The 19,746-nt window shown below is 63.9% G+C and carries 21 protein-coding genes; 13 read left to right on the top strand and 8 right to left on the bottom strand.

What is annotated here, in order from left to right; all coding sequences use genetic code 11:
- The first annotated feature begins 18 nt into the window (after positions 1 to 18).
- From NDN01_RS00940 to NDN01_RS00910, 7 genes are all read left to right on the top strand, one after another.
- Positions 19 to 252 (top strand): DUF433 domain-containing protein, encoded by a 234-nt coding sequence (locus NDN01_RS00940; RefSeq protein WP_272625270.1) that lies wholly within the window; start codon positions 19 to 21, stop codon positions 250 to 252.
- Positions 249 to 401 carry a DUF5615 family PIN-like protein gene (locus tag NDN01_RS00935; RefSeq protein ID WP_272625269.1) on the top strand — a complete coding sequence of 51 codons (153 nt, stop codon included), beginning with the start codon at positions 249 to 251 and terminating at the stop codon, positions 399 to 401. Before NDN01_RS00940 ends, NDN01_RS00935 begins: the two co-directional genes overlap by 4 nt.
- Positions 398 to 571: a DUF5615 family PIN-like protein gene (locus NDN01_RS00930; protein ID WP_272625268.1), complete on the top strand. Its 174-nt coding sequence runs from the start codon at positions 398 to 400 to the stop codon at positions 569 to 571. The genes NDN01_RS00935 and NDN01_RS00930 overlap by 4 nt, the downstream gene beginning before the upstream one ends.
- Positions 572 to 685: 114 nt before the next feature.
- Positions 686 to 1,765 (top strand): phosphatidylinositol-specific phospholipase C1-like protein, encoded by a 1,080-nt coding sequence (locus NDN01_RS00925; protein WP_272625267.1) that lies wholly within the window; start codon positions 686 to 688, stop codon positions 1,763 to 1,765.
- Between the two features lie 87 nt (positions 1,766 to 1,852).
- Complete coding sequence (locus NDN01_RS00920) at positions 1,853 to 2,293, top strand: DUF983 domain-containing protein (RefSeq protein WP_272625266.1); 441 nt, start codon at positions 1,853 to 1,855, stop codon at positions 2,291 to 2,293.
- Positions 2,286 to 3,650, top strand: coding sequence for an aminotransferase-like domain-containing protein (locus NDN01_RS00915; protein WP_272625265.1), 1,365 nt, complete (start codon positions 2,286 to 2,288; stop codon positions 3,648 to 3,650). The genes NDN01_RS00920 and NDN01_RS00915 overlap by 8 nt, the downstream gene beginning before the upstream one ends.
- Before the next feature lie 101 nt (positions 3,651 to 3,751).
- The gene (locus NDN01_RS00910; RefSeq protein WP_272625264.1) at positions 3,752 to 4,258 is read left to right on the top strand and encodes a hypothetical protein; all 507 of its coding nucleotides are present in this window, start codon (positions 3,752 to 3,754) and stop codon (positions 4,256 to 4,258) included.
- 71 nt (positions 4,259 to 4,329) lie between these two features.
- Here the strand turns inward: NDN01_RS00910 and NDN01_RS00905 are convergent, their stop codons facing one another.
- The 3 genes from NDN01_RS00905 to NDN01_RS00895 all read right to left on the bottom strand — a co-directional run bounded on the left by NDN01_RS00905 (position 4,330) and on the right by NDN01_RS00895 (position 6,748).
- Positions 4,330 to 4,917, bottom strand: coding sequence for a hypothetical protein (locus NDN01_RS00905; protein WP_272625263.1), 588 nt, complete (start codon positions 4,915 to 4,917; stop codon positions 4,330 to 4,332).
- A 335-nt stretch (positions 4,918 to 5,252) separates the two neighbouring features.
- The gene (locus NDN01_RS00900; protein ID WP_272625262.1) at positions 5,253 to 5,378 is read right to left on the bottom strand and encodes a hypothetical protein; all 126 of its coding nucleotides are present in this window, start codon (positions 5,376 to 5,378) and stop codon (positions 5,253 to 5,255) included.
- Between the two features lie 524 nt (positions 5,379 to 5,902).
- Complete coding sequence (locus NDN01_RS00895; RefSeq protein WP_272625261.1) at positions 5,903 to 6,748, bottom strand: NYN domain-containing protein; 846 nt, start codon at positions 6,746 to 6,748, stop codon at positions 5,903 to 5,905.
- Between the two features lie 367 nt (positions 6,749 to 7,115).
- Between NDN01_RS00895 and NDN01_RS00890 the strand changes: the two genes are divergently transcribed.
- Complete coding sequence (locus NDN01_RS00890; RefSeq protein ID WP_272625260.1) at positions 7,116 to 7,868, top strand: sterol desaturase family protein; 753 nt, start codon at positions 7,116 to 7,118, stop codon at positions 7,866 to 7,868.
- 213 nt (positions 7,869 to 8,081) lie between these two features.
- Here NDN01_RS00890 and NDN01_RS00885 read toward each other — a convergent pair whose 3' ends face one another.
- Together NDN01_RS00885 and NDN01_RS00880 are read right to left on the bottom strand one after the other, a co-directional pair.
- On the bottom strand, positions 8,082 to 8,690 hold the full coding sequence (locus tag NDN01_RS00885) for a hypothetical protein (protein WP_272625259.1): 609 nt from the start codon (positions 8,688 to 8,690) through the stop codon (positions 8,082 to 8,084).
- A gap of 109 nt (positions 8,691 to 8,799) precedes the next feature.
- Positions 8,800 to 8,946, bottom strand: a complete 147-nt coding sequence (locus NDN01_RS00880; RefSeq protein ID WP_272625258.1) for a DUF6429 family protein — start codon at positions 8,944 to 8,946, stop codon at positions 8,800 to 8,802.
- 66 nt (positions 8,947 to 9,012) lie between these two features.
- Between NDN01_RS00880 and NDN01_RS00875 the strand changes: the two genes are divergently transcribed.
- Positions 9,013 to 10,062, top strand: a complete 1,050-nt coding sequence (locus NDN01_RS00875; RefSeq protein ID WP_272625257.1) for an NACHT domain-containing protein — start codon at positions 9,013 to 9,015, stop codon at positions 10,060 to 10,062.
- A 105-nt stretch (positions 10,063 to 10,167) separates the two neighbouring features.
- Here the strand turns inward: NDN01_RS00875 and uvrA are convergent, their stop codons facing one another.
- The gene (gene uvrA, locus NDN01_RS00870) at positions 10,168 to 13,218 is read right to left on the bottom strand and encodes an excinuclease ABC subunit UvrA (protein ID WP_272625256.1); all 3,051 of its coding nucleotides are present in this window, start codon (positions 13,216 to 13,218) and stop codon (positions 10,168 to 10,170) included.
- Positions 13,219 to 13,445: 227 nt separating this feature from the next.
- Between uvrA and NDN01_RS00865 the strand changes: the two genes are divergently transcribed.
- Both NDN01_RS00865 and NDN01_RS00860 read left to right on the top strand, forming a co-directional pair.
- Positions 13,446 to 13,766 (top strand): hypothetical protein, encoded by a 321-nt coding sequence (locus tag NDN01_RS00865; RefSeq protein ID WP_272625255.1) that lies wholly within the window; start codon positions 13,446 to 13,448, stop codon positions 13,764 to 13,766.
- The gene (locus NDN01_RS00860) at positions 13,763 to 15,172 is read left to right on the top strand and encodes a hypothetical protein (protein WP_272625254.1); all 1,410 of its coding nucleotides are present in this window, start codon (positions 13,763 to 13,765) and stop codon (positions 15,170 to 15,172) included. Before NDN01_RS00865 ends, NDN01_RS00860 begins: the two co-directional genes overlap by 4 nt.
- Positions 15,173 to 15,187: 15 nt before the next feature.
- Here the strand turns inward: NDN01_RS00860 and NDN01_RS00855 are convergent, their stop codons facing one another.
- Complete coding sequence (locus NDN01_RS00855; protein ID WP_272625253.1) at positions 15,188 to 15,673, bottom strand: cupin domain-containing protein; 486 nt, start codon at positions 15,671 to 15,673, stop codon at positions 15,188 to 15,190.
- Positions 15,670 to 16,590: an alpha/beta fold hydrolase gene (locus NDN01_RS00850; protein ID WP_272625252.1), complete on the bottom strand. Its 921-nt coding sequence runs from the start codon at positions 16,588 to 16,590 to the stop codon at positions 15,670 to 15,672. The genes NDN01_RS00855 and NDN01_RS00850 overlap by 4 nt, the downstream gene beginning before the upstream one ends.
- 117 nt (positions 16,591 to 16,707) lie before the next feature.
- Between NDN01_RS00850 and NDN01_RS00845 the strand changes: the two genes are divergently transcribed.
- Together NDN01_RS00845 and NDN01_RS00840 are read left to right on the top strand one after the other, a co-directional pair.
- Positions 16,708 to 17,604, top strand: a complete 897-nt coding sequence (locus NDN01_RS00845) for a LysR family transcriptional regulator (RefSeq protein ID WP_272625251.1) — start codon at positions 16,708 to 16,710, stop codon at positions 17,602 to 17,604.
- A gap of 262 nt (positions 17,605 to 17,866) precedes the next feature.
- A complete protein-coding gene (locus NDN01_RS00840; RefSeq protein ID WP_272625250.1) occupies positions 17,867 to 19,732 on the top strand; it encodes a tyrosinase family protein in 1,866 nt (621 codons plus the stop codon).
- Positions 19,733 to 19,746: the final 14 nt, after the last annotated feature.

Raw genomic sequence — 19,746 nt, 5'->3', positions numbered from 1 at the left:
ATCCTACATTTTGGCGCAATGACGCTATCGGGCTTCCCTCGCATCGCGGTTGATCCGGCCATATGTGGCGGTCGCCCGGTGGTTGCCGGTACGCGGGTGCGTGTGACCGACATATTGGCGATGCTGGCGGGTGGAGCGAGCACGGCGGAAATCGCCGCCGATTTTCCCTATCTGTCCGTTGAAGATGTGCGAGCCGCCCTTTCCTATGCCGCGGCGGCCGCGGACCACCCGATCGTCTTCGCCGCCGAATGAAATTTCTGGTCGACGCGCAGCTTCCGCCGGCCCTGTGCCGGTGGCTGGACGCGCGTGGGCAGCAGGCTGTCCACGTCGCCGATATCGGGCTGGTCGCCGCCAGCGACGCAACGATCGCAGCCTATGCCGAAACGCATGGCATGGCATGATCAGCAAGGATGAAGACTTCGTCGTCCTTCGCCTGCCCGATCGCTTCATCCTGATCTGGCTGCGTTGCGGCAACGCGACGAACCAGGCGTTGTCGGCGTGGCTCGACCAACGCTGGGATGAGGTTGGCGCCCTCTTCGCGAAAGGCGAACCTTTCATCGAGGTGCGGTAAGGCCGGCACCGTCACATCGCCCTGTCACCGGAATGACGCCAACATTCACGAAGAGGCTGAGCAATGATGCGGGCAGCTCCGCACGGCTACCGACGAATTGGGGAAAGAACGACAATGGCGGACAAACGCATCCTGAAGTTCCTGCCGCTGATCGCATTGGTCTCCGCCGCGGCCGAACCGGCCCCGGCCCCAGTCCCGTTGCGGTCGAACGACATCAGCGTGGTCGGCACGCACAACAGCTACAAGCTGGCGATGCCGGCCGAGACGATGGCCAAGGTCCGTGCGGCCAGCCCGGCGATTGCTGACATGCTCGACTATGCGCACCGGCCGCTGACCGAACAACTCGATGCCGGCGCGCGGCAGATCGAGATCGACGTCAACTACGACCCGAAGGGCGGCCATTACGCGAAGGGATCGAACGATCCCACGCTGTTGCGGCCCGGGTTCAAGGTGTTGCACATTCCGGGCATCGACAATTCGAGCAGCTGCGTGCTGCTGACCGAGTGCCTGCGCCTCATCCTGCGCTGGTCGGACCGGCACCCCGGGCATGTGCCGATCATGCTGATGTTCAACGCCAAGGACGAGAAGAACGCGTGGCGCGGCGGGATCGACGCGCTGCCGTTCGATGCGGCGGCCTGGGATGCGCTTGACGCCGAGATCAGGTCGGTGATGCCAGCGAAGAAGCTGATCGTGCCGGACGAGGTGCAGGGCAGCTACCCGACGCTGCGCGACGCGGTGCGTGCCGGCAACTGGCCGACACTGGAGAAGGCGCGCGGGCGCTTCCTCTTCGCGCTCGACGAGGGGCCGGAGAAAGTGGCGGGGTATCGCGGGGCGCGGCGGTCGCTCGAGGGCCGGGTATTCTTCATCAACACCGACGAGGATTCGCCTGCCGCCGCCTATCTAACGCTCAACGATCCGATCGCGGAAGGCGCGCGCATCCGCCGCGACGTCGCGGCGGGGTATATCGTGCGGACACGGGCCGATGCCGATACGGAGGAAGCGCGCGCCAATGATACGAAACGGCGCGAGGCGGCGCTCGCCAGCGGCGCGCAATATGTCTCGACCGACTATCTGTGGCCCGATGCGCGGTTTCAGGGCGGCTATCAGGTGCGCTTGCCTGGCGGGGCGGTCGCGCGGTGCAATCCGGTGCGGCGCGGGGCGGACTGCCCCCGCGCGGACCTGGACAGGCGCTGACGCGACTCACGGCCGATTCTCCCACTGGATTCCTGCGCCCCGGCAAACTATGTATGGCTTATTGTACGGATACATAAGGCATGCACGATGATCAGCCCGGAGAATGACGGCGAGAAATTCCGCTGGATACTGAAAGCGGGATGGAAGGGTCTTTGCCCGCGCTGCGGCAAGGGACATATGTTCACCTCCTGGCTGAAGGTGACGAAGACGTGCGAGGTCTGTGGGCTCGACTATCGCTTCGCCGCGCCGGACGACGGGCCGGCTTTCTTCTCGCTGTGCATCGTCGCCTTCCCCCTGACCTTCCTGCTTGTATGGATCGAAGTGGCCTACAATCCGCCACTCTGGATCCATCTGGTCACGTCCTTTCCGATCATGATCCTGGGGTGCCTGCTGCCGTTGCGGCCGATCAAGGGATGGCTGGTCGCCTCGCAATATGTGAACAGGGCGCAGGAAGCAGGGACCGGCAAGCTGTGGGCAAAGCTCCACGAGCGGCCGCCGGAGGAGGGAGCCAGCAATTTCGATGACTGATGCCTGGCTTCCCGATCTCGCGACCAGCGCGGGCAGCAAATACCAGGCGATCGCCGACGCACTCGATGCGGCGATCGCGCGCGGGCAATTGCGCAGGGGGGACCGGCTTCCGCCGCAGCGCGAGGTGGCGGCGAAACTTGGGGTCGACCTGACCACGGTGACCAAAGCCTATGACTCGGCCCGGCTGCGCGGGCTGATCGAGGCGCGGGGCCGCGCCGGCAGTTTCGTGACGGCGACGCCGCGCGCGCCGATCGCCCCGCCACCCTCGGTCGATACCGGCATGAACATGCCCCCGGAGATTCCGGGCGGCCTGCTGAGTCGCGCGATCGTCGAGACGTCCGCCGCGCTGCTCGCTGGATCGGAAATGGCGTGGCTGCAATATGCGCCGGCTGGCGGCGCGCCACAGGACCGTGCGGCTGGCGCCAGGCTGTTGTCCGGGCGCGGACTGCCCTCGACCGAAGAGCAGGTGATCGTCACCGCGGGCGGGCAGAATGCGCTGCACGCGATCCTGGCCTCCACCCTGCAGGCGGGCGATACGATCGCGTGCGGCCGGTTCGTCTATCCGGGACTGAAGGCGCTGACGGCGAGGCTTGGCGTTCGGCTGCTCGCCTTGCCGGTGTTGAACGCTGCTGCGCTCGGCGCAGCATGCCGCAGGGAAAATGTCCGCGCGCTCTATGTCGTGCCGACCAACGACAATCCGACCGCCGCGACCATCACCGAGGCTGAACGCGAGGCGATCGCGGCTGTCGCGCGGCGCCACGAACTGCAGGTGATCGAGGACGATGCCTATGGCCTGCTCGCCAGCGACCCGCTCAGGCCGATCGCCGCCTTCGCCCCAGAACATTGCTGGTATGTGGCGAGCCTGTCCAAGATCGTCACGCCAGCGCTGCGCGTCGCCTATGTCCGCGCGCCGAGCGTCGGCAGCGCGCTGCGCCTCGCCGCCGACGTCCATGAGACGGCGATCATGGCGCCGCCGCTGAACGCGGCGATGGCCAGCCGCTGGATCGGCGACGGGACGCTCGCCCGGCTCGTCGCGGCGATGCGCACCGAGATCGGCGTGCGGCAGGCGCTGGCCGACAGCGTGCTGGGAGAGGTGGAGCGCCAGCGCTCGCCCGAGGGCTATCATCTGTGGCTGCCCTTGCCCGCCCCGCTCTCCGCCGACGATCTGGCCGGGGTGATGCGGCAACACGGCCTATCGGTGATCGCCGCCGGCAGCTTCGCGGCAGCGCGCGACGACCTGCAGGCGGTGCGGGTGTCGCTGGGCGGGCTGGTCGACCGCGAGCGGCTTGGCCGCGTGCTTCGCGTGCTGCACGGCTATGTGACCCAGCCAGTGGGCAAGGCGACGCCCTTGATCTGATCGCGGCCGCCGGACCGCTCCGGAACCGTAACGGTGGATGCTCGTTTGACCTTCAGACTGCCGGCCTGCTTCTCTTGCGGCGGCGACCCTGGGGAACAAGCATGACAATCACGATCCGATCACGATTGACCCTGACCGCCGCCCTGGCCGTAATGGCAGTGGCGGGCGCCGCGCCCGCGACGGCGGAGAACGGCGCGGGCCAGGAAAAGCCCAAATCGACCACGCAGGAAGCGGGGCAGATCGTGTCGCAGCCGGTCCGCGATGTCGGGATCGAAAAGACCAAGATCCCGCCCCTGCTGGAAGAGGTGAGCCACGACCCCTATGGCACGGCCGGCACGGGCACCTGCCGCCAGATCGGCGCGTCGATCGCCGCGCTCAACAAGGATCTCGGCCCCGACTATACGAGCTCCCCGACCAAGAATAAGCGCAACGTCGCCAAGGCGGGCGGCGCGGCGGTGGTGAACTCGCTCATCCCGTTCCGCGGCCTTGTCCGCGAAGTGAGCGGCGCCGCCCCGGCCGAGCGGCGGCTCAACGCGGCGATCGATGCCGGCATCGCCCGGCGCGGTTTCCTGCGCGGATTGCAGCAGGCTCGGGGCTGCCGCGGATAAGCGCGCGCCGCACGGGCTGGCTCGGGAAACAGGAGCGCCCTCCTACGCGAACCGTCGGCATCAAACGCCCGTCAGGGCTTTGACTCAGCCTCGAATCGCTTGAGTGCCTGGATATCCTCGTTCGAGGCGAATTCGCAGGCCAGGAGCGTCTTGCCCGGCAAGCCGGGGGATTCGCGCGCGATGATGGAGACCACCCCCATGTCGGGCATGGACTGCTGATCCTTCGGCAGGGCGCGGGCATAGCCCTTTGACGAAGCGCCGAGCAGGTTCGAGGTCTCCGGCGCAAGCTGGTAGCGGGCAGCCAGCTCAGTCGCGACGGCCCCCTGGACCAGCACGCCAACCGTCGAATTGGCGAAGACGACCTGGTTGCTGGCGAACCCGTCCTTCCCGATCGGCCCGGGCAGATCGTAGATGGCCGCCCCCAGCTTCGACATGTCGGGCTTGGCGACCTTCTCGGCCGCTTCGTACAGCGCCTGCGCCGAGGCGAAGGTGTAGGGCGGCTTGCACAGGGCGGCATCGAAGAAGTCGGGCGCCGCGTGCTCCGGCTCCTGCGTCGCGGCAAGGGCCGGGTGCGCGATCACCACCGCGGCCAGCGCGGCGAGTCCGCCCGGGAGTGCCCGGGTCATGGCCCGAAAGGCGGCGGTGGCGGATGTCATCATGGCCTGTCTCCGATGGCGGGGTCGCGACCGTTTAGGGCGGGCGGGCGCCAATGTCATGCGATCCGGCACATGACCACCTGCGCCGATCGCTCCGCCGGGAACGACTGTTTCTTTCACCGGCCATGTCAAAGAGCGCTGGGACGGTGTTGGCATAGCCGCAGCCGATGGCGGATTGAATCAAGGGCTTTCCAGCGCGGGGCCTTGCCGGTCGCGGGCCGTGGCGTTGGAAATGTCATGAGGGTTACTGACATTTCCACGGGCATCACAATTTATTATAATAAATATTATCAATTACTTATTGTGAATACTCGTGTCGCCGAAGGGCGAAGGCGTCATCATGGTCCCGCTTTCTCCCGCCAGCGGCGCTTCTCGATCGTGCGGACATTCGGCTCGTCCTTCAGGCTTGCGTGGACATAACAGCTGCACGCCTTTTCCTGGCGCGCGTCCACGACCTTCTTCATCTCCACATCACAACGGGCCAACATTGTCTTTGACCATCCGGTCGATCATGCCGGCCAGGCTCACGCCGTTGCCTGGGGAAACCATGCGAACATTTAAGCCGTTAAACATTCACGACGAAAGCTGTAGCCTCTCCCGATGGACGATAGCGGTTACAAAGGCAGCAGCACCCGGGGGAGCAAATGGGGCTGTGCTGCAGCCGCCATGCTCGGCGCACCAGTCTTCATGCTGTTGACGATCGTGGATGCCCTGGGCGACTGCGCGCCCGATACACGCTGTAGCAAGGGCTTTTGGATGCATGTCGCTTTCCCTACCGCAGCCATCGCTATTGCCTTTGGACTTTTGGTCAACTGGGCCGTCAACCGATTGGGTCGTCGGCGGCGCGGTTGAGTGTACTGGCACCAAAATCTGCAGGGCAATTCAAACACCCTGGAAATAGGCCCGCTTCCACGAAAGCCACCATGGGAGAAGAGGCGATCAGCTTAGCGTCGGCTATGGCAGTTAACCGGATTGCCGGCATCGCCCATCACCGCGACGGGCGCGCCGCCTTGTCCTTGTTGCGCTTGTCGGCGACGAAGCTGTGGCCGTTCTCGCCCTTGTAGATGTCGAACAGGCCGATCGCCTCGAACAGGTCGGGGAAGTTGCGCACGCCGTAGTTGCGCGGGTCGATCGAGGCCTGGCGCTTCGCCGCGCTGCCCGCCGCCGGCATCGAGGCCCAGCCATCGTCCCAGGCCGCCGCCTCGACCGCGCCGCGCAGGATCGTGACGAGGGTCGCGTCCTGGGCAAGGACCTTGCCCGGGGATTTCGGCGGGGACGCCTCGGCCTTGGTCTTCGCCTTCGCGCCGGTGGCGGCCGCCTTGCCTTCGCTCTTGCGCTTTTCGGTCGGCGGCGCGGCGGGAGCCGGCGCCGCAGGATCATCGAAGCTGTCGAGATAGAGGAAGGTCGTGCAGGCGTTGACGAACGGATCAGGCGTCTTGCGCTCGCCAAAGCCATAGACGTCGTGGCCATTGGCCTTGAGCTGCATGACCAGCGGCGTGAAATCAGCATCGCTCGACGCGATGCAGAAGCCGTCGAGCTTCTGGGTGTAGAGCAGTTCCATCGCGTCGATGACGAGCGCGATGTCAGTCGCGTTCTTGCCGGCGGAATAGCTGAACTGCTGGATCGGGCGGATGGCGAAGGCGTGCAGTTTCTCCCGCCAGCCCTTCAGGCCGGCGCTGCCCCAGTCGCCATAGGCACGACGGATATTGGCGGTGCCATATTTGGAGAGTTCGGCGAGGATCAGCGCGATCTTGCTGTGCGAGACATTGTCGGCGTCGATCAGCAGCGCGATGCGGCGATCTGGGGCCGGGGCTGCGGGTTGGTAGTCTTCCATGGTTGGTCTTTCTTGACGGGACGGGCCCGGATTGCGATGCGCCGCGCATCGATACAGCAGCGCTGGTTGCGATGGGTGTGGCGTCGGTGGATTGAGCCGCCGTGGCCAGGATGATGGTAGCATAAAGCAGGCGGACACGGTTGCTACGGCGACTGCAGGTACCAGATTGCATAGGGCAAACGAACGTCAGCATCCCAAAGTTCAGAGAATGCCCCACTCACAACCGCAATGCCGGATGGAGCCGTTGCGCGGGCCGATTAACCGATTGGTATCGGCGGCAGCATAAGGCGGTCGGATGACGGTGTTCGCTGAACTATGGGCCGAAGCAGGGCCGGTCGCTATCGTGAGCGCTTTCAGCCTCTCGCTGATGACGGCGGTCGAGCTTCTGCTGCCGCGCGAAAAGCAGTCACTGCACCAGAGATTGACCGGGCTTGGGATATGGGCGCTCTACGTGCCTGTCAGCATGGTGATCTTCAAACTGTTCCATGCCCTGTGGGTATCGATCGGCATCAGGCCCCTGATAACGATGCCGCTGTCCTTCGACTGGGCCGGAATCGCGGCGATTGTCATGGCGCCGATCGCGGCAGCGCTGATCTATGATTTTTTCTTCTACTGGTTTCACCGTGCCCAGCATGCCTTCGCCTGGCGGTTTCATGCGGTGCATCACTCGATCAGGGAACTGAATGCTGTCAGTTCCTACCACCATGTCAGCGAGCCGGTCTTCCAGGCGGTGTTCCTGCTGCTGCCGGTAAGCCTGATCGTGACCGACACCGGCCCTGTTGTTCCGGCGATGCTGATCATTATCCACCTTCAGGCGTCCTTCATTCACTCGCCGACCCGCCTCAATCTCGGACCGTTGCGCCTGTTTTTCTGCGACAACAGATTTCATCGAATCCACCACTCGCTTGAAGAAAAGCATTTCGACAAGAATTTCGGGGCCTTCACCACGCTGTGGGATCGCCTGTTCGGAACGGCCTGGTTCCCCGCCAGGAACGAGTGGCCCGACACCGGACTGGCGGAGATCGACCAGCCGCGGAGTTTGCGGGACTGGATCGACTTGCCGGTACGATTTCGACGCGACCGTCGGAATGGGACGGTCGAGGCCGTGCTGGTGCGCTGAACCACCGCTCCCGGCGCCGAGCGATGTGTGGGGGTAGCAGTTCCAGCCTTGCGGTATGCTTTGCGCTTCGGTTCGAGAGCCGGCCCTGCGGCGTGCGCGTCTTAGTTGGCGCACTGGCGCACCCGTAACCTCGCCGCGTTTCGCGGACGGAACCGGCGATCGGTGCGCTTTCATCCAGCTCTGTTGCGTGGCGCCACAATTCCGGAATGCCAATCACAAACCCGGCGGAAGCGCGACACCCGGCGGGATGCGGACCACGGTGGTGAACAGGCGCAGCCGAGAGGTCGTGTCAACGGCGGCGATCAGGTTCATCAGATAGGGATTACCCGCGGCGTCGCGGCGGACGAAGGCGCGACGTTCGACGGCCGGACTCGCTTGAGTCACCGATGCCGCCTTCCATCCCTGCGCGACGATGCGCGCGGCAACCGCGTCGGTCAGGCCGGGGGTCGGCGCGGTGAGCAGAATCACGCGGCAGAGCGGCTGCGGCCCGCCGAAGGTGATGACAAGGTCGCCCGCCGGGAGCGTCCGCGAACCGATCGTCGCGCGGGAGATCATCGCGGTACCGGCGCGTCCGAGATCCTTGAAGACGCGATTGTCGACGCCGTAGTTCAGGCCCATCGCCTTCACGGCCGCCATGGTCTTGCCGAGGGCGTCCGGGTCGCCGTCCGCCGGCAGGGCGATGGTGCCTGACTGGATGCCGTAGCAGGTGGTGCTGCTCAGCTCCACGACCGCCTGAACGAGCGACCGGTCCGGGGTGGAGGATATCTGGGCGGGAGATGCCGTGGCGACAGCAACCGACGCGGCGAGGATGATGATGCGCATGGGGCCTCCGATGGACGGAGCATGCGAGAGGAAGCGTTTAGGAAGCACTAAGGCACCGAAATGGGATGTACGGCGCAGTATGCTCGCTGGGTGGCCGATGCAGGGCTAATTAGTAAACTGGCACCGTAATTCCCCTCGCGTGGAGCCGCTCGGTGGTTTCCCAGTCGAAGCTCTTCCAGGCGCGACAATCGTCGTGCAGCCCGAGATAGAGCAGCGCGAGCGTGGCTTCATCGATCTTGTCGTGGTCGATCGGCATGAGGGATTGAAACCAGGATCGCGGCTCCGGCCAATGGGCTGATGCGGGAATTGGTACGCGAATAAAATGCACTGTCACCGTAATTCATACGCTGATGCAGGCGAAATTCCCACCCGCGCAGCACTTTTCTACGATCAAGCCTTTGACACGCTGTACAGCAGACATGACACTTCAAAGGGCCCATTCAGAAGGATTCATCGAAGCGGCCTACATAAGGACCAATTTAAACGCGCATTTTCACTATTTTGCTTCAGAACACTGGCCGAACACCTTGTATCATTTGATAATATCGATTTATATAATCATTTGAAACGATCCGCCGAGCTCGAAGAAATAGATGTTGAAATAGATGAGCTCATTAGAGATTGCCTAGAAAGCGTATGCCTACTGCAAAGAGACGGTGGAAAAGTTCATTTTATCCATCGATCTTTCCAAGAGTTTTTCGCAGCAAATTTTTTGGCTAACTATCGCGGTCCAAATCAGTTTATGATATTTGATAAACTTTTATCGGACATTCTGGCATCGCGAGTGCCATCTCTACTGAAAGACTTAAACAACCAGCTTATTGAAAAGGCCTGGGTATTGCCGACACTTGATTCGCTGATAAAGCAAATTGATGAAGCATCCTCACCTATAGATACAATTTTAGGGATCGCGTCAGGAATACAGATACAAGATTCTACTGGAGAATTTATAGGAACAGTGCGAGGAAAGGAACAAATCATATCATCCAGAACCTCGGCCCTATCTACACTGTATAGCAATGATCGATTTTCTATCGACGAACTGAGCTTCCATGGGATTAAAGCCTTTCCAAGCAACTATCAAGACTTCCGTGACTTTGTACGAAATGATAGATACGCACCAGACTCTCTCAAAAAGCAGCTTGAAAATGAAGAAAAAGCAATGAATCAGGCAAATCGTGAGAGGAAGTCGATGACCCAGCATCGAATAGTCGTTTGGAATGTTAATTTAAGCGACGACGGAGTGAAAGACTGGCTCGAAACAACTTCAATATCTACAGTTATCCCGAAGCTAAGATTTGAGATATCGAAATTAAATGCCGACATTTCAACTCGCGTCTCCGAAAGAGAGAGCATAGACATTCTATCATAGACAGAACTATGGTACAAACTCGATTGCCAACAATCAAAATTACGTTTTAATTGCGCTTAAATTACTTCGCGGCTCCCTCCCTCTCCCACAAGGGGAGAGGGAAAATTACTCCGCTGCTACGCTCTGCCGCCCACGTTCGAGGAGCGGGGCCAGATATTGCCCGGTGAACGACCCCTTCACCTTCGCCACCTTTTCCGGCGTGCCCTCGGCGACGATCTCGCCGCCCTTCACGCCGCCCTCGGGGCCAAGGTCCAGCACCCAGTCGGCGGTCTTGATGACGTCGAGGTTGTGCTCGATCACCACCACCGTGTTGCCCTGGTCGACCAGCGCGTGGAGCACTTCGAGCAGTTTACGCACGTCCTCGAAATGCAGGCCGGTGGTGGGTTCGTCGAGGATGTAGAGCGTCTGGCCGGTCGCGCGGCGTGACAGTTCCTTGGCCAGCTTCACGCGTTGCGCTTCGCCGCCCGACAGGGTCGTCGCCTGCTGGCCGACCTTGACATAGCCGAGGCCGACCTCAGCCAGCATCGCCATCTTGTCGCGGATCGGGGGGACTGCCTTGAAGAACTCGACCGCGTCCTCGACCGTCATGTCGAGCACGTCGGCGATGCTCTTGCCCTTGAACTTCACCTCGAGCGTCTCGCGGTTGTAGCGGGCGCCGTGGCACACGTCGCACGTCACATAGACGTCGGGCAGGAAGTGCATTTCGATCTTGAGCAGGCCGTCGCCCTGGCATGCCTCGCACCGGCCGCCCTTCACGTTGAAGCTGAACCGGCCGGGCTTGTAGCCGCGCGCCTGCGCCTCCGGCAGGCCGGCGAACCAGTCGCGGATCTGGGTGAAGGCGCCGGTATAAGTCGCCGGGTTGGAGCGCGGGGTGCGGCCGATCGGCGACTGATCGATGTCGATCACCTTGTCGAGATATTGCAGGCCGCTGATCTTCTCATGCTTGCCGGCGATCACGCGCGCGCCGTTGAGCGCGCGCGCGGCGGCGGCATAGAGCGTGTCGATGGTGAAGCTCGACTTGCCCGATCCCGACACCCCGGTGATGCAGGTGAAGGTGCCGAGCGGCAGGCTGGCCGTGATGCCGCGCAGGTTGTTGGCGGTGGCGTTGTGGACGGTGATCTTCTTGCCGTTGCCCTTGCGACGCGTTTCCGGGACAGCCACTTCGCGCCGGCCGGAGAGATAGTCGGCGGTGATGCTGTCCTCGCTCGCCAGCACCTGATCGAGCGTGCCGTGCGCGACGATCTCCCCGCCATGCACGCCGGCGCCGGGGCCCATGTCGATGACGTAATCGGCGGTGCGGATCGCATCCTCGTCATGCTCGACCACCAGCACGGTGTTGCCGAGATCGCGGAGCCGCCGCAGCGTCTTGAGCAGCATGTCGTTGTCGCGCTGGTGAAGGCCGATGCTCGGCTCGTCCAGCACGTAGAGGACACCTGATAATCCTGAGCCGATCTGCGAGGCGAGGCGAATGCGCTGGCTCTCGCCGCCCGACAGCGTGCCGGAGGTGCGATCCAGGTTGAGATAATCGAGCCCAACATTGTTGAGGAAGCCGAGCCGTTCGAGGATCTCCTTCAGGATTCGCTCGGCGATGGCGTTCTGCTGGTCGGTCAGCTCGGCCGGGATCGCGGTGAACCAGGCGAGCGAATCCACCACCGACAGGCGGGTGACCGAGGAGATGTCGCGCATGCCGACCTTGACCGCCAGCGCCTCTGGCTTGAGCCGGGCGCCATGGCAGACCTCGCACGCGGCACTGCTCTGGTACTTGCTCAGTTCCTCGCGCATCCAGGCGCTTTCGGTCTGGAGCATGCGGCGGTTGAGGTTGCCGATGACGCCCTCGAACGGCTTCTTCACGTCATACGACTTCTTGCCGTCGACGAAGGTAAGCGTGACCGGCTTTCCGCCGGTGCCGTGCAGGATGATCAGCTTCACCTCGCCCGGCAGATCTTCCCACGGGGTTTCCAGGCTGAAGCCGAATTCGCGCGCGAGGCTGCCCAGTACCTGCATGTAATAGGGACTTGGCGGGTTGGACTTCGCCCAGGGGACGACGGCGCCCTTCTTGATGCTGAGCGCATGGTTCGGGACGACCAGTTCCTCGTCGAACAACAGCTTCTCGCCAAGGCCGTCGCAGGCCGGGCACGCACCCTGCGGCGCGTTGAAGGAGAAGAGGCGCGGCTCGATCTCGGCGATGGTGAAGCCGGAGACGGGGCAGGCGAATTTTTCCGAGAAGACGATTCGGTTGGCGGGGATGCCGGTGTTCTTCATCTTTCCTTCTGGGACGAAGGTCTGAGGCATTTCCTTGACGCGCGACTTCTTAAGCCCCTCCCCTTCAGGGGAGGGGTTGGGGGTGGGGGACTCTACCCCATCCGCGACGTTGTTTGAGGCACTGCCCCACCCCAACCCCTCCCCTGAAGGGGAGGGGCTTAGCTGAGCCACCGTCGTGTCGACCAAGTCGATATAGGCCAGTCCCTCGGCCAGCTTCAGCGCCGTCTCGAAGCTGTCGGCGAGGCGAGTCGCCATGTCCGGGCCGACGACCATGCGGTCGACCACCACTTCGATGTCATGCTTGTATTTCTTGTCGAGCGCCGGGGCCTCGTCGATCTCGTACAGTTCGCCGTCGATGCGGACTCGGGTGAAGCCGGCCTTCTGCCATTCGGCCATTTCCTTGCGATATTCGCCCTTGCGGCCGCGCACGACGGGGGCGAGCAGGTAGAGGCGCGTGCCCTCGGGCAGGGCCATGACGCGGTCGACCATCTGGCTGACGGTCTGCGCCGCGATCGGCAGGCCGGTCTCGGGCGAATAGGGGATGCCGACGCGCGCCCAGAGCAGGCGCATATAATCATAGACCTCAGTGACGGTGGCGACCGTCGAGCGCGGGTTGCGGCTGGTGGTCTTCTGCTCGATCGAGATGGCGGGGCTCAGGCCCTCGATATGATCCACATCGGGCTTCTGCATCAGCTCGAGGAACTGGCGCGCATAGGCCGAGAGCGACTCGACATAGCGCCGCTGCCCCTCGGCATAGATGGTGTCGAAGGCGAGGCTCGACTTGCCCGATCCCGACAGGCCGGTGATCACCGTGAGCGTGTCACGCGGGATGTCGATCGAGACGTCCTTGAGGTTGTGCTCGCGCGCGCCGCGGACGCTTATGTGAGTCAGCATGCGCAACACCGATGCTTCAGAATATGGGTCAGCATAAAGCCACTCTGTTCCAGATTTGTTCTTGAGATAAAGAAGGCCGCGCGGCAGGTCAACGCGTGAAGCGTCGATGTGGTGTCGAACCGGCGCCGGGGCAAGCCGGCGGAATCGTTGCGGCGGCGTGACGGCCGTCACGCGCCCCGGAAAGCCGGTGGGCGCATCATTTCCTCCACCAATAGAGGAGGAAGGCGATGACGAGCAACTATCAGCGCGCCTATGATGCGATCGAGGCTTTTATCGCCGAGCACCACAGCGACAGCAGCGACGCCTGGCAGGAGCTGATTCCGGACACGGATCTCGGCTATACGTCGGAAGGGTGGGAAGCCGCGGCGACGGCGATCGTCAACCTGTTCAACGACAGCCTGCCCGACGGCGGCAAGATCAGGGTACCCGTCCAGGCGAAGCGCAATGCCCTGAGCAAGCCGCTGATCGAGTTCCAGCGCTACCTGGCCGCCAAGGCCGACGAGGCAGGCGCAAGGGCAACCATCCGGCCGATGGAGATGCGGGCATGACCGGCCCCGCCAGACTGCGCCTGCGGGCCTCGGCCCTCGCGGTGGCCGCGGCCGTCGCCATCATGGCGGGAAAGGCCGAGGCAAGGGATACCCCCTCTGCCTCGACGGTGTTCGACCGCGCCTGCGCCGGCCATGCCGGCGGGAAGATCGGCCAGGTCGATCTGGCCAAGGCGGTGCTGACCGAGACGGGCAAGAGCCCGACCGACTGGGCGGTCGAACGGCCGGCGCCAGAAGGACCGGACCTCTCGCTGACGCTCGCCGAGACCTATGCGCGCATGGTGCGCCGGCTGGGCGCCATCCAGGCGGGGACCGAGGCCGAGCCAGCCGGCGATGCCTATATCCTGCAAGCGACGATGGATCGCCTCGAAGGGCAGATCCGGCGCGCCAGGCCGGGGGATGGTTCATCGCTGACCCTGGAGGGCGGAGTGCCGGCCGCCAGGCCGTTTCTGTTCCAGCCGGCATTTTCCGGCGCGGTCTTCGCCTGCAAGGCTGATCAATCCGGAACCACATTCATCAGCGGGTGGGAGGATTTCACCGCGCCGGCGGCCATTTCACTGCGGGCGACACCCGAGGAACTCGGGATGCTCGGCGATGAAAGGCGGGACGCGGGCGCGGTGTCGCTCGCCTTCGACCGGACTCGTTCGACCCTGGACGACGGCAGCCGCAAGACCGACACCAACCTGGCGATCAGCGGCACGCTCGGAATCCGGCTGACGTCGCCGACATCGGCGAGAAGCATTTCCTATCTCTATGGCCGATACGACCTCAGCCATGCGCGCACCCACCCAGCGCCGGCGCTCGCCCCGGGCGCATCCCAGAGCGACGGGGATACGGATGCGCTTGAGACCGGCATCCTGCTTCACACGCAGCTCACCGGAGAGACGAGCGATTTCAAACTGTTCCTCGACACGCAGGCCGGCGCGATCTTCGACTTCGCCAACGATGCCAGCCGCGTGAAGCTGAGCGGCCTGCTGAGGCCCGTCGCGCCGGGCACCGGCATCGGCCTTTGCGACTTCGAGCGGGCCACCATGCTGATCCCGCAGATCGGCCTGAAGACACGGTGCCGCGTGCAGCTTGAGATCCAGGCAGCGGAGGTGACGAAACGGGGCACCACCAAATTGGGATCGTTCGACACCTTCCTTGCCGCGGGCGCCCGAGGCGAATTCGAGGCATTCCTGCCGATGAGCGACAAGACGGAACTGCTCGGCAACGTCAAATACCGGTATCTTCCGGTCCTTCACGGCGCGCCCGACAAGATCGAACGCCTCGAGGCGCAGATCAAGCAGCGTTTCTGGACCAGTTACAATGTCGGAATCGACGTCGGCTTCACCTATGCCAACGGGACCAACGAGCTCTCGTTCGAGCACGAGAACAAACTCACATTCGGCCTTGGTATCATCTACTGAGGTGAAGCCCCCTGCTCACCGCCCGCCGGGATCGGCCGCCGCGTCGACGTAGCGCGTGTCGGTCGGCCCGACGCCGGTGATGTACACCGTCACGGGCGTGGCGCCGGTCCGGGCGAAATGGGCGACGTCGGCCGGCTCCGCATAGAAGCTGCCGGGCGGCAGTGCCTTGAACGCCGCGTCGGCCGCCTTGTCGCCATAGCCGAAATACCAGGTGCCGGAGACGACGGTCGCGGTGCGATCGTCACGATGGCGATGGGCGGCGATACGGGTGTTGGCGGGGACGGTGAGCGCGATGGTGTAGAGACCGGCCCTGGTCGGGTCGCCCGACAGGATTCGGGTTCGGATACCCGCGACGCCAGAGGTGCCGGCGCCCGCACCGAGCGCCGGCACCGCCGCGACGTCAGCCGGGGCAAGGCGGAGACGACCGCCCTCGCCCGTCTGCGCCGCGCTTGTCGCGGCGAGCGGCAGGAGGGCCGCCGCCAGCCAGAGGCGCCGGCTCATTGCGCGGGCACCAGGAAAGCGCGGACCATCTTCACGGTCGCGTCCGGATTTTCCTCCATGATCCAGTGGCCGGAACCGGGGACAACGCCTTCGGTGACATTGTCGGCCGCGGCGCGCATCACCACCGCCATCATCGGGCCGAAGCTCTTCTCGCCGCCGAGGGCGAGGACCGGCATCTTGAGCTTGCCGTTCGCCGCCAGCACCGCGCGGTCGTCGATCACGTCCTGATCGAAGGCGGCGAACTGGGCGAAGCCGGAATGCATCGCGCCGGGCATCGCGTAGAGCTTCGCATAATGCTCCCGCGAGGCTTCGCTGAAATGCTTCGGGTCAGCCGAAAACTCGTTCCAGAAGCGATCGAGATAGATTCGCTCCCGGCCGGCGACCAGCCGCTCCATGTCCGGCCCGCCGAAGCGGAAATGCCAGAGCAGCGGGCTTTTGAGGATCTCGTCCCACGGGCCTACCCCCGGGATAGGCGCGTCGATCAGCACGAAACGGTTGACCCGATCGGGATGATTCGCCGCGAAGGCGAAGCCGACCATGTTGCCGATATCATGGGTGACCAGGTCGGCCTTGCCGATCTTCAGCCGGTCGAGCACGCCCAGCACGTCGCCGGCCTGGGTTTTCTTGTCAAAGCCGCCCGCTGGCTTTGAAGAGAGGCCGAGGCCACGCAGATCGGGAACGATCACCGTGTGGTCGCGCATCAGGTCGGCCGCCATCGGCGCCCACATGTCGCCGGTCTCGCCATAACCATGGAGCAGGACGACCGCGGGCCCCTTGCCCCCGACGCGGACATGGATGGTCGCGCCGTTCGTCGCGATCTCCTCCGTGTGAAAAGCGGCCGGATAAGGCGGCACCTGCGCCGCGGCGGGCGCGGCCATCATCAGGGCGGCACCGGCAAGCATCAACGAACGAAGCATGGATATTTCCCCAGTTGCGAGGTGCCCCCAGGCGCCCTCCGCCCATCGAAAATGATCGTAATGCACCGTTCGGACTAGTAGGATTATTCTGAAACTTGTGTCCGGAATAACCGAACAATGATCAAAATGGACGGGCTTGCGGCCTTCACCGCCATCACCGAGGCAGGATCGATCAGCGGGGCCGCCCGGCGGCTTGGTTTCGCCAAGTCTGTGGTGAGCGAGCGGCTGGCCGAGCTTGAGCGCACACTCGGCACGCGGCTGATCCAGCGCACGACGCGCAAGCTGACGCTGACCGAGGACGGCCACAGCTTCCTGCCGCGCGCGCAGCAGATCCTGTACCAGGCGCGCGAGGCAGCGGCGGAAATGGCGCAGCGGCACGGGACGCTCGCCGGGCCATTGCGGGTGTCAGGTCCGGTCGGGTTCGGCGTCCTGCATCTTGGCCCCGCGCTGAACGATTTCCTGCGGACACATCCGGAAATCGACCTGACCCTTGAACTGGACGACGGCTTTGTCGACGCGGCGGCGAGCGGGTTCGACGCGGTGATCCGCCACGGTCCGATCGGCGATACGCGGCTGGTCGCTAAGCGGCTCGCGACGACGCGACGCCTGCTGGTCGCCTCGCCCGGCTATCTGGCGGAGAAGGGTCGGCCCGCGACCCTGGCCGACCTAGCGGGCCATCGCGGCATCCTCTACGCCAATCGCGATGCCGACTGGCGCTTCGCCGGGGCCGAGGGCTGGATGGTACTGCGGCCACGCGCCGCGCTGCGCGTCAACAATGGGCTGGTCATGCGCGATGCGGCACTGGCGGGTCTCGGTATTACCCTGCTGCCGACCTTCTTCATACATGATCAACTGGCGAGCGGCGCGCTGGTCGAGGTCGATATCGGCATGGCGGCAGAGGGCGCGGAGCTGTTCATCGCCTATCCGCGCGACCGAAGCGCCTCCGCCAAGATCGCCGCGCTGACCGCCAGCCTGCGGCGCAGCTTCGGCGATCCGCCCTATTGGGACAGATAGGAGGCCTCGCTTCATCGTTTCGGCACCTGCGCCGGGATATCGCCGTCGATATGAATGTGCAGGACTGGTCTAAATCATAGCCCCCTAGACTATGCCGTCGATATGGGGACAGTTCCTGAAGACTTTCCTCATCACATGGCATAGATTTCAAGAATAGCCATGGGGCATGCACCTTTTATGCTCAAACCACGTGCAACCCTGTAGTGGACGACATGATCTGTGCCCGCGTTCATCAAGAGATATATAGCAGGAGTGGCTGCAAATGTCTTATATGGTAAAGGCAAGGCTTACGGCTCTCCATGGAAGTGCCGCGACGTTGCTCATCATCGGTGGGTTTGTCCAGCCGGCTTCCGCGCAATCAGGCGACCTTCAGGCGTCCGGACCGCTGGTCCGCCAGGATTCCTCCGATTGCGGCAACAACAATGTCAACGGATCCGATCCGGCGCGCAACGGCGGCCTGGTGACCATCACGCAGAACGACGCGGGCGATACCAGCGCGGTCGTGCAGATCAGCAAGGGGACGCCCAACACTTCCTATGATTTCTACTGGAAGTGCCAGCGCGGCCTGGGCCAGGTCCGCACCGACGCAAGCGGCGCCGGCAACGGCACGTTCGGCTTCAAGGCTAGCGCCGGCGCGACGCTGACCTTCGACATGTACCCTGCCGGCGCACCTCCGGGGAACAAGTTCCAGAGCGTGCGCCTCACGCCGGGGCGCGTCGCGACCCAGCGCAAGTCGATCCTCCAGCTCAACGCAACGGAACTGGCCAGCCTGCGCCGCGGCGTCGCGCAGATGAAGGCGTGGAGCAGCGAGCCGCGCGGCAGCGCGAACTATCGCCGAAGCTGGATCTACTGGGCGAACATGCACGCCTATTTCGGCACGGGCTGCGCCAACCCCAGCGGCCTGAACGCCGCGGGCATGAGTGGCCTTACCGCGCAGGCGAAGAGCAATGCCGACGAGAACGCGACCTGGTGCACCTGCCAGCACGGTACCGTCCAGTTCCTCACCTGGCACCGCATGTACCTCTATTATTTCGAGAAAGTGCTTCAGGCCGCCTCAGGCGACGCCAATTTGCGGCTCCCCTATTGGGATTATGAGAGCAATGCCCAGATGCCGGCCGCCTATCGCGACCAGACTTATGTCAATGCGAATGGCCAGACCGTGCCCAATCCGCTCTACATCCCCAATCGCCAGGCACAGCTGAACGCCGGGACGAGCAACCTAGCCCCGTCCGTGGTGTCGACGGCGAATGCGATGCAGCAGACCAGCTACAACCCGTTCAACAGCGCGCTCGAATCGACGCCGCACGGCGCGGTGCATTGCGCGGTGGGCGTGGCGAACTGCCCGACTGGGTATATGGGCGCGGTGCCAGCAGCGGGGAACGACCCGATCTTCTATACTCACCACACCAATATCGACCGGCTGTACGAATGCTGGCTGAAGGTGAACCAGGCAGCCCGGCTGCCCAATAACCAGGGCCAGCTCAACGCGACCTTCAACTTCATCGACGGGACCGGCGCGCTGGTGACGCGCACGGTGAAGGACATGCTCACCACCGCGCAGCTCGGCTACAGCTATGCGGGCGGTGGCGGATGCCCCGCGACGCTCAAGGTTCGCCTGCCGGTCTCGATCCTGCAGGAGACACCGTTGCGCGTCTATCCGCTGGCCGGCCCGACCCCGCTGCAGCGTGGCACGACCGTGCTACCGCTGAAGATCGCGCCCGATGCGCGCAAGGCGATGCTCCAGGCGGCGCCCGAAAAGGGCGGCGAGACGCCCCGATCCGTGGTGGTGATCGACGGCTTCACCTTCGATGAGGCGCCCGGCGTGCTTTATGAGGTTTATGTCCAGGGCGCGGGCGGGAAACGCGTACTGCTTGGCGTCATCAACTTCTTCAATCTCACGGCCCCGCATGGCGACCATGGCGATATGCCGGGCATGGGGGACATGGCGGGCGCGTCCGACGAGAAGACCTTCGACGCGACCGACGCCCTGAAGACGCTCGGCGGCAATACCTCACTGGTGATCGAGCCGAGCACCGGCGTCACCGGCACCACCCCTGCCCTTGCGGCGCGCCAGATCAGCCCGCGCGCCAATGTCCGCTTCAGCTCGGCACGGATCGAGCTGCGCTAGTCCCGCCCCCGGGA

It is taken from the genome of Sphingomonas sp. QA11, assembly GCF_028473665.1.
Classification (GTDB): Bacteria; Pseudomonadota; Alphaproteobacteria; order Sphingomonadales; family Sphingomonadaceae; genus Sphingomonas; species Sphingomonas phytovorans.
The sequence above is the reverse complement of the archived record's forward strand: the minus strand, read 5'-3'. Positions and strand labels throughout refer to the sequence as shown.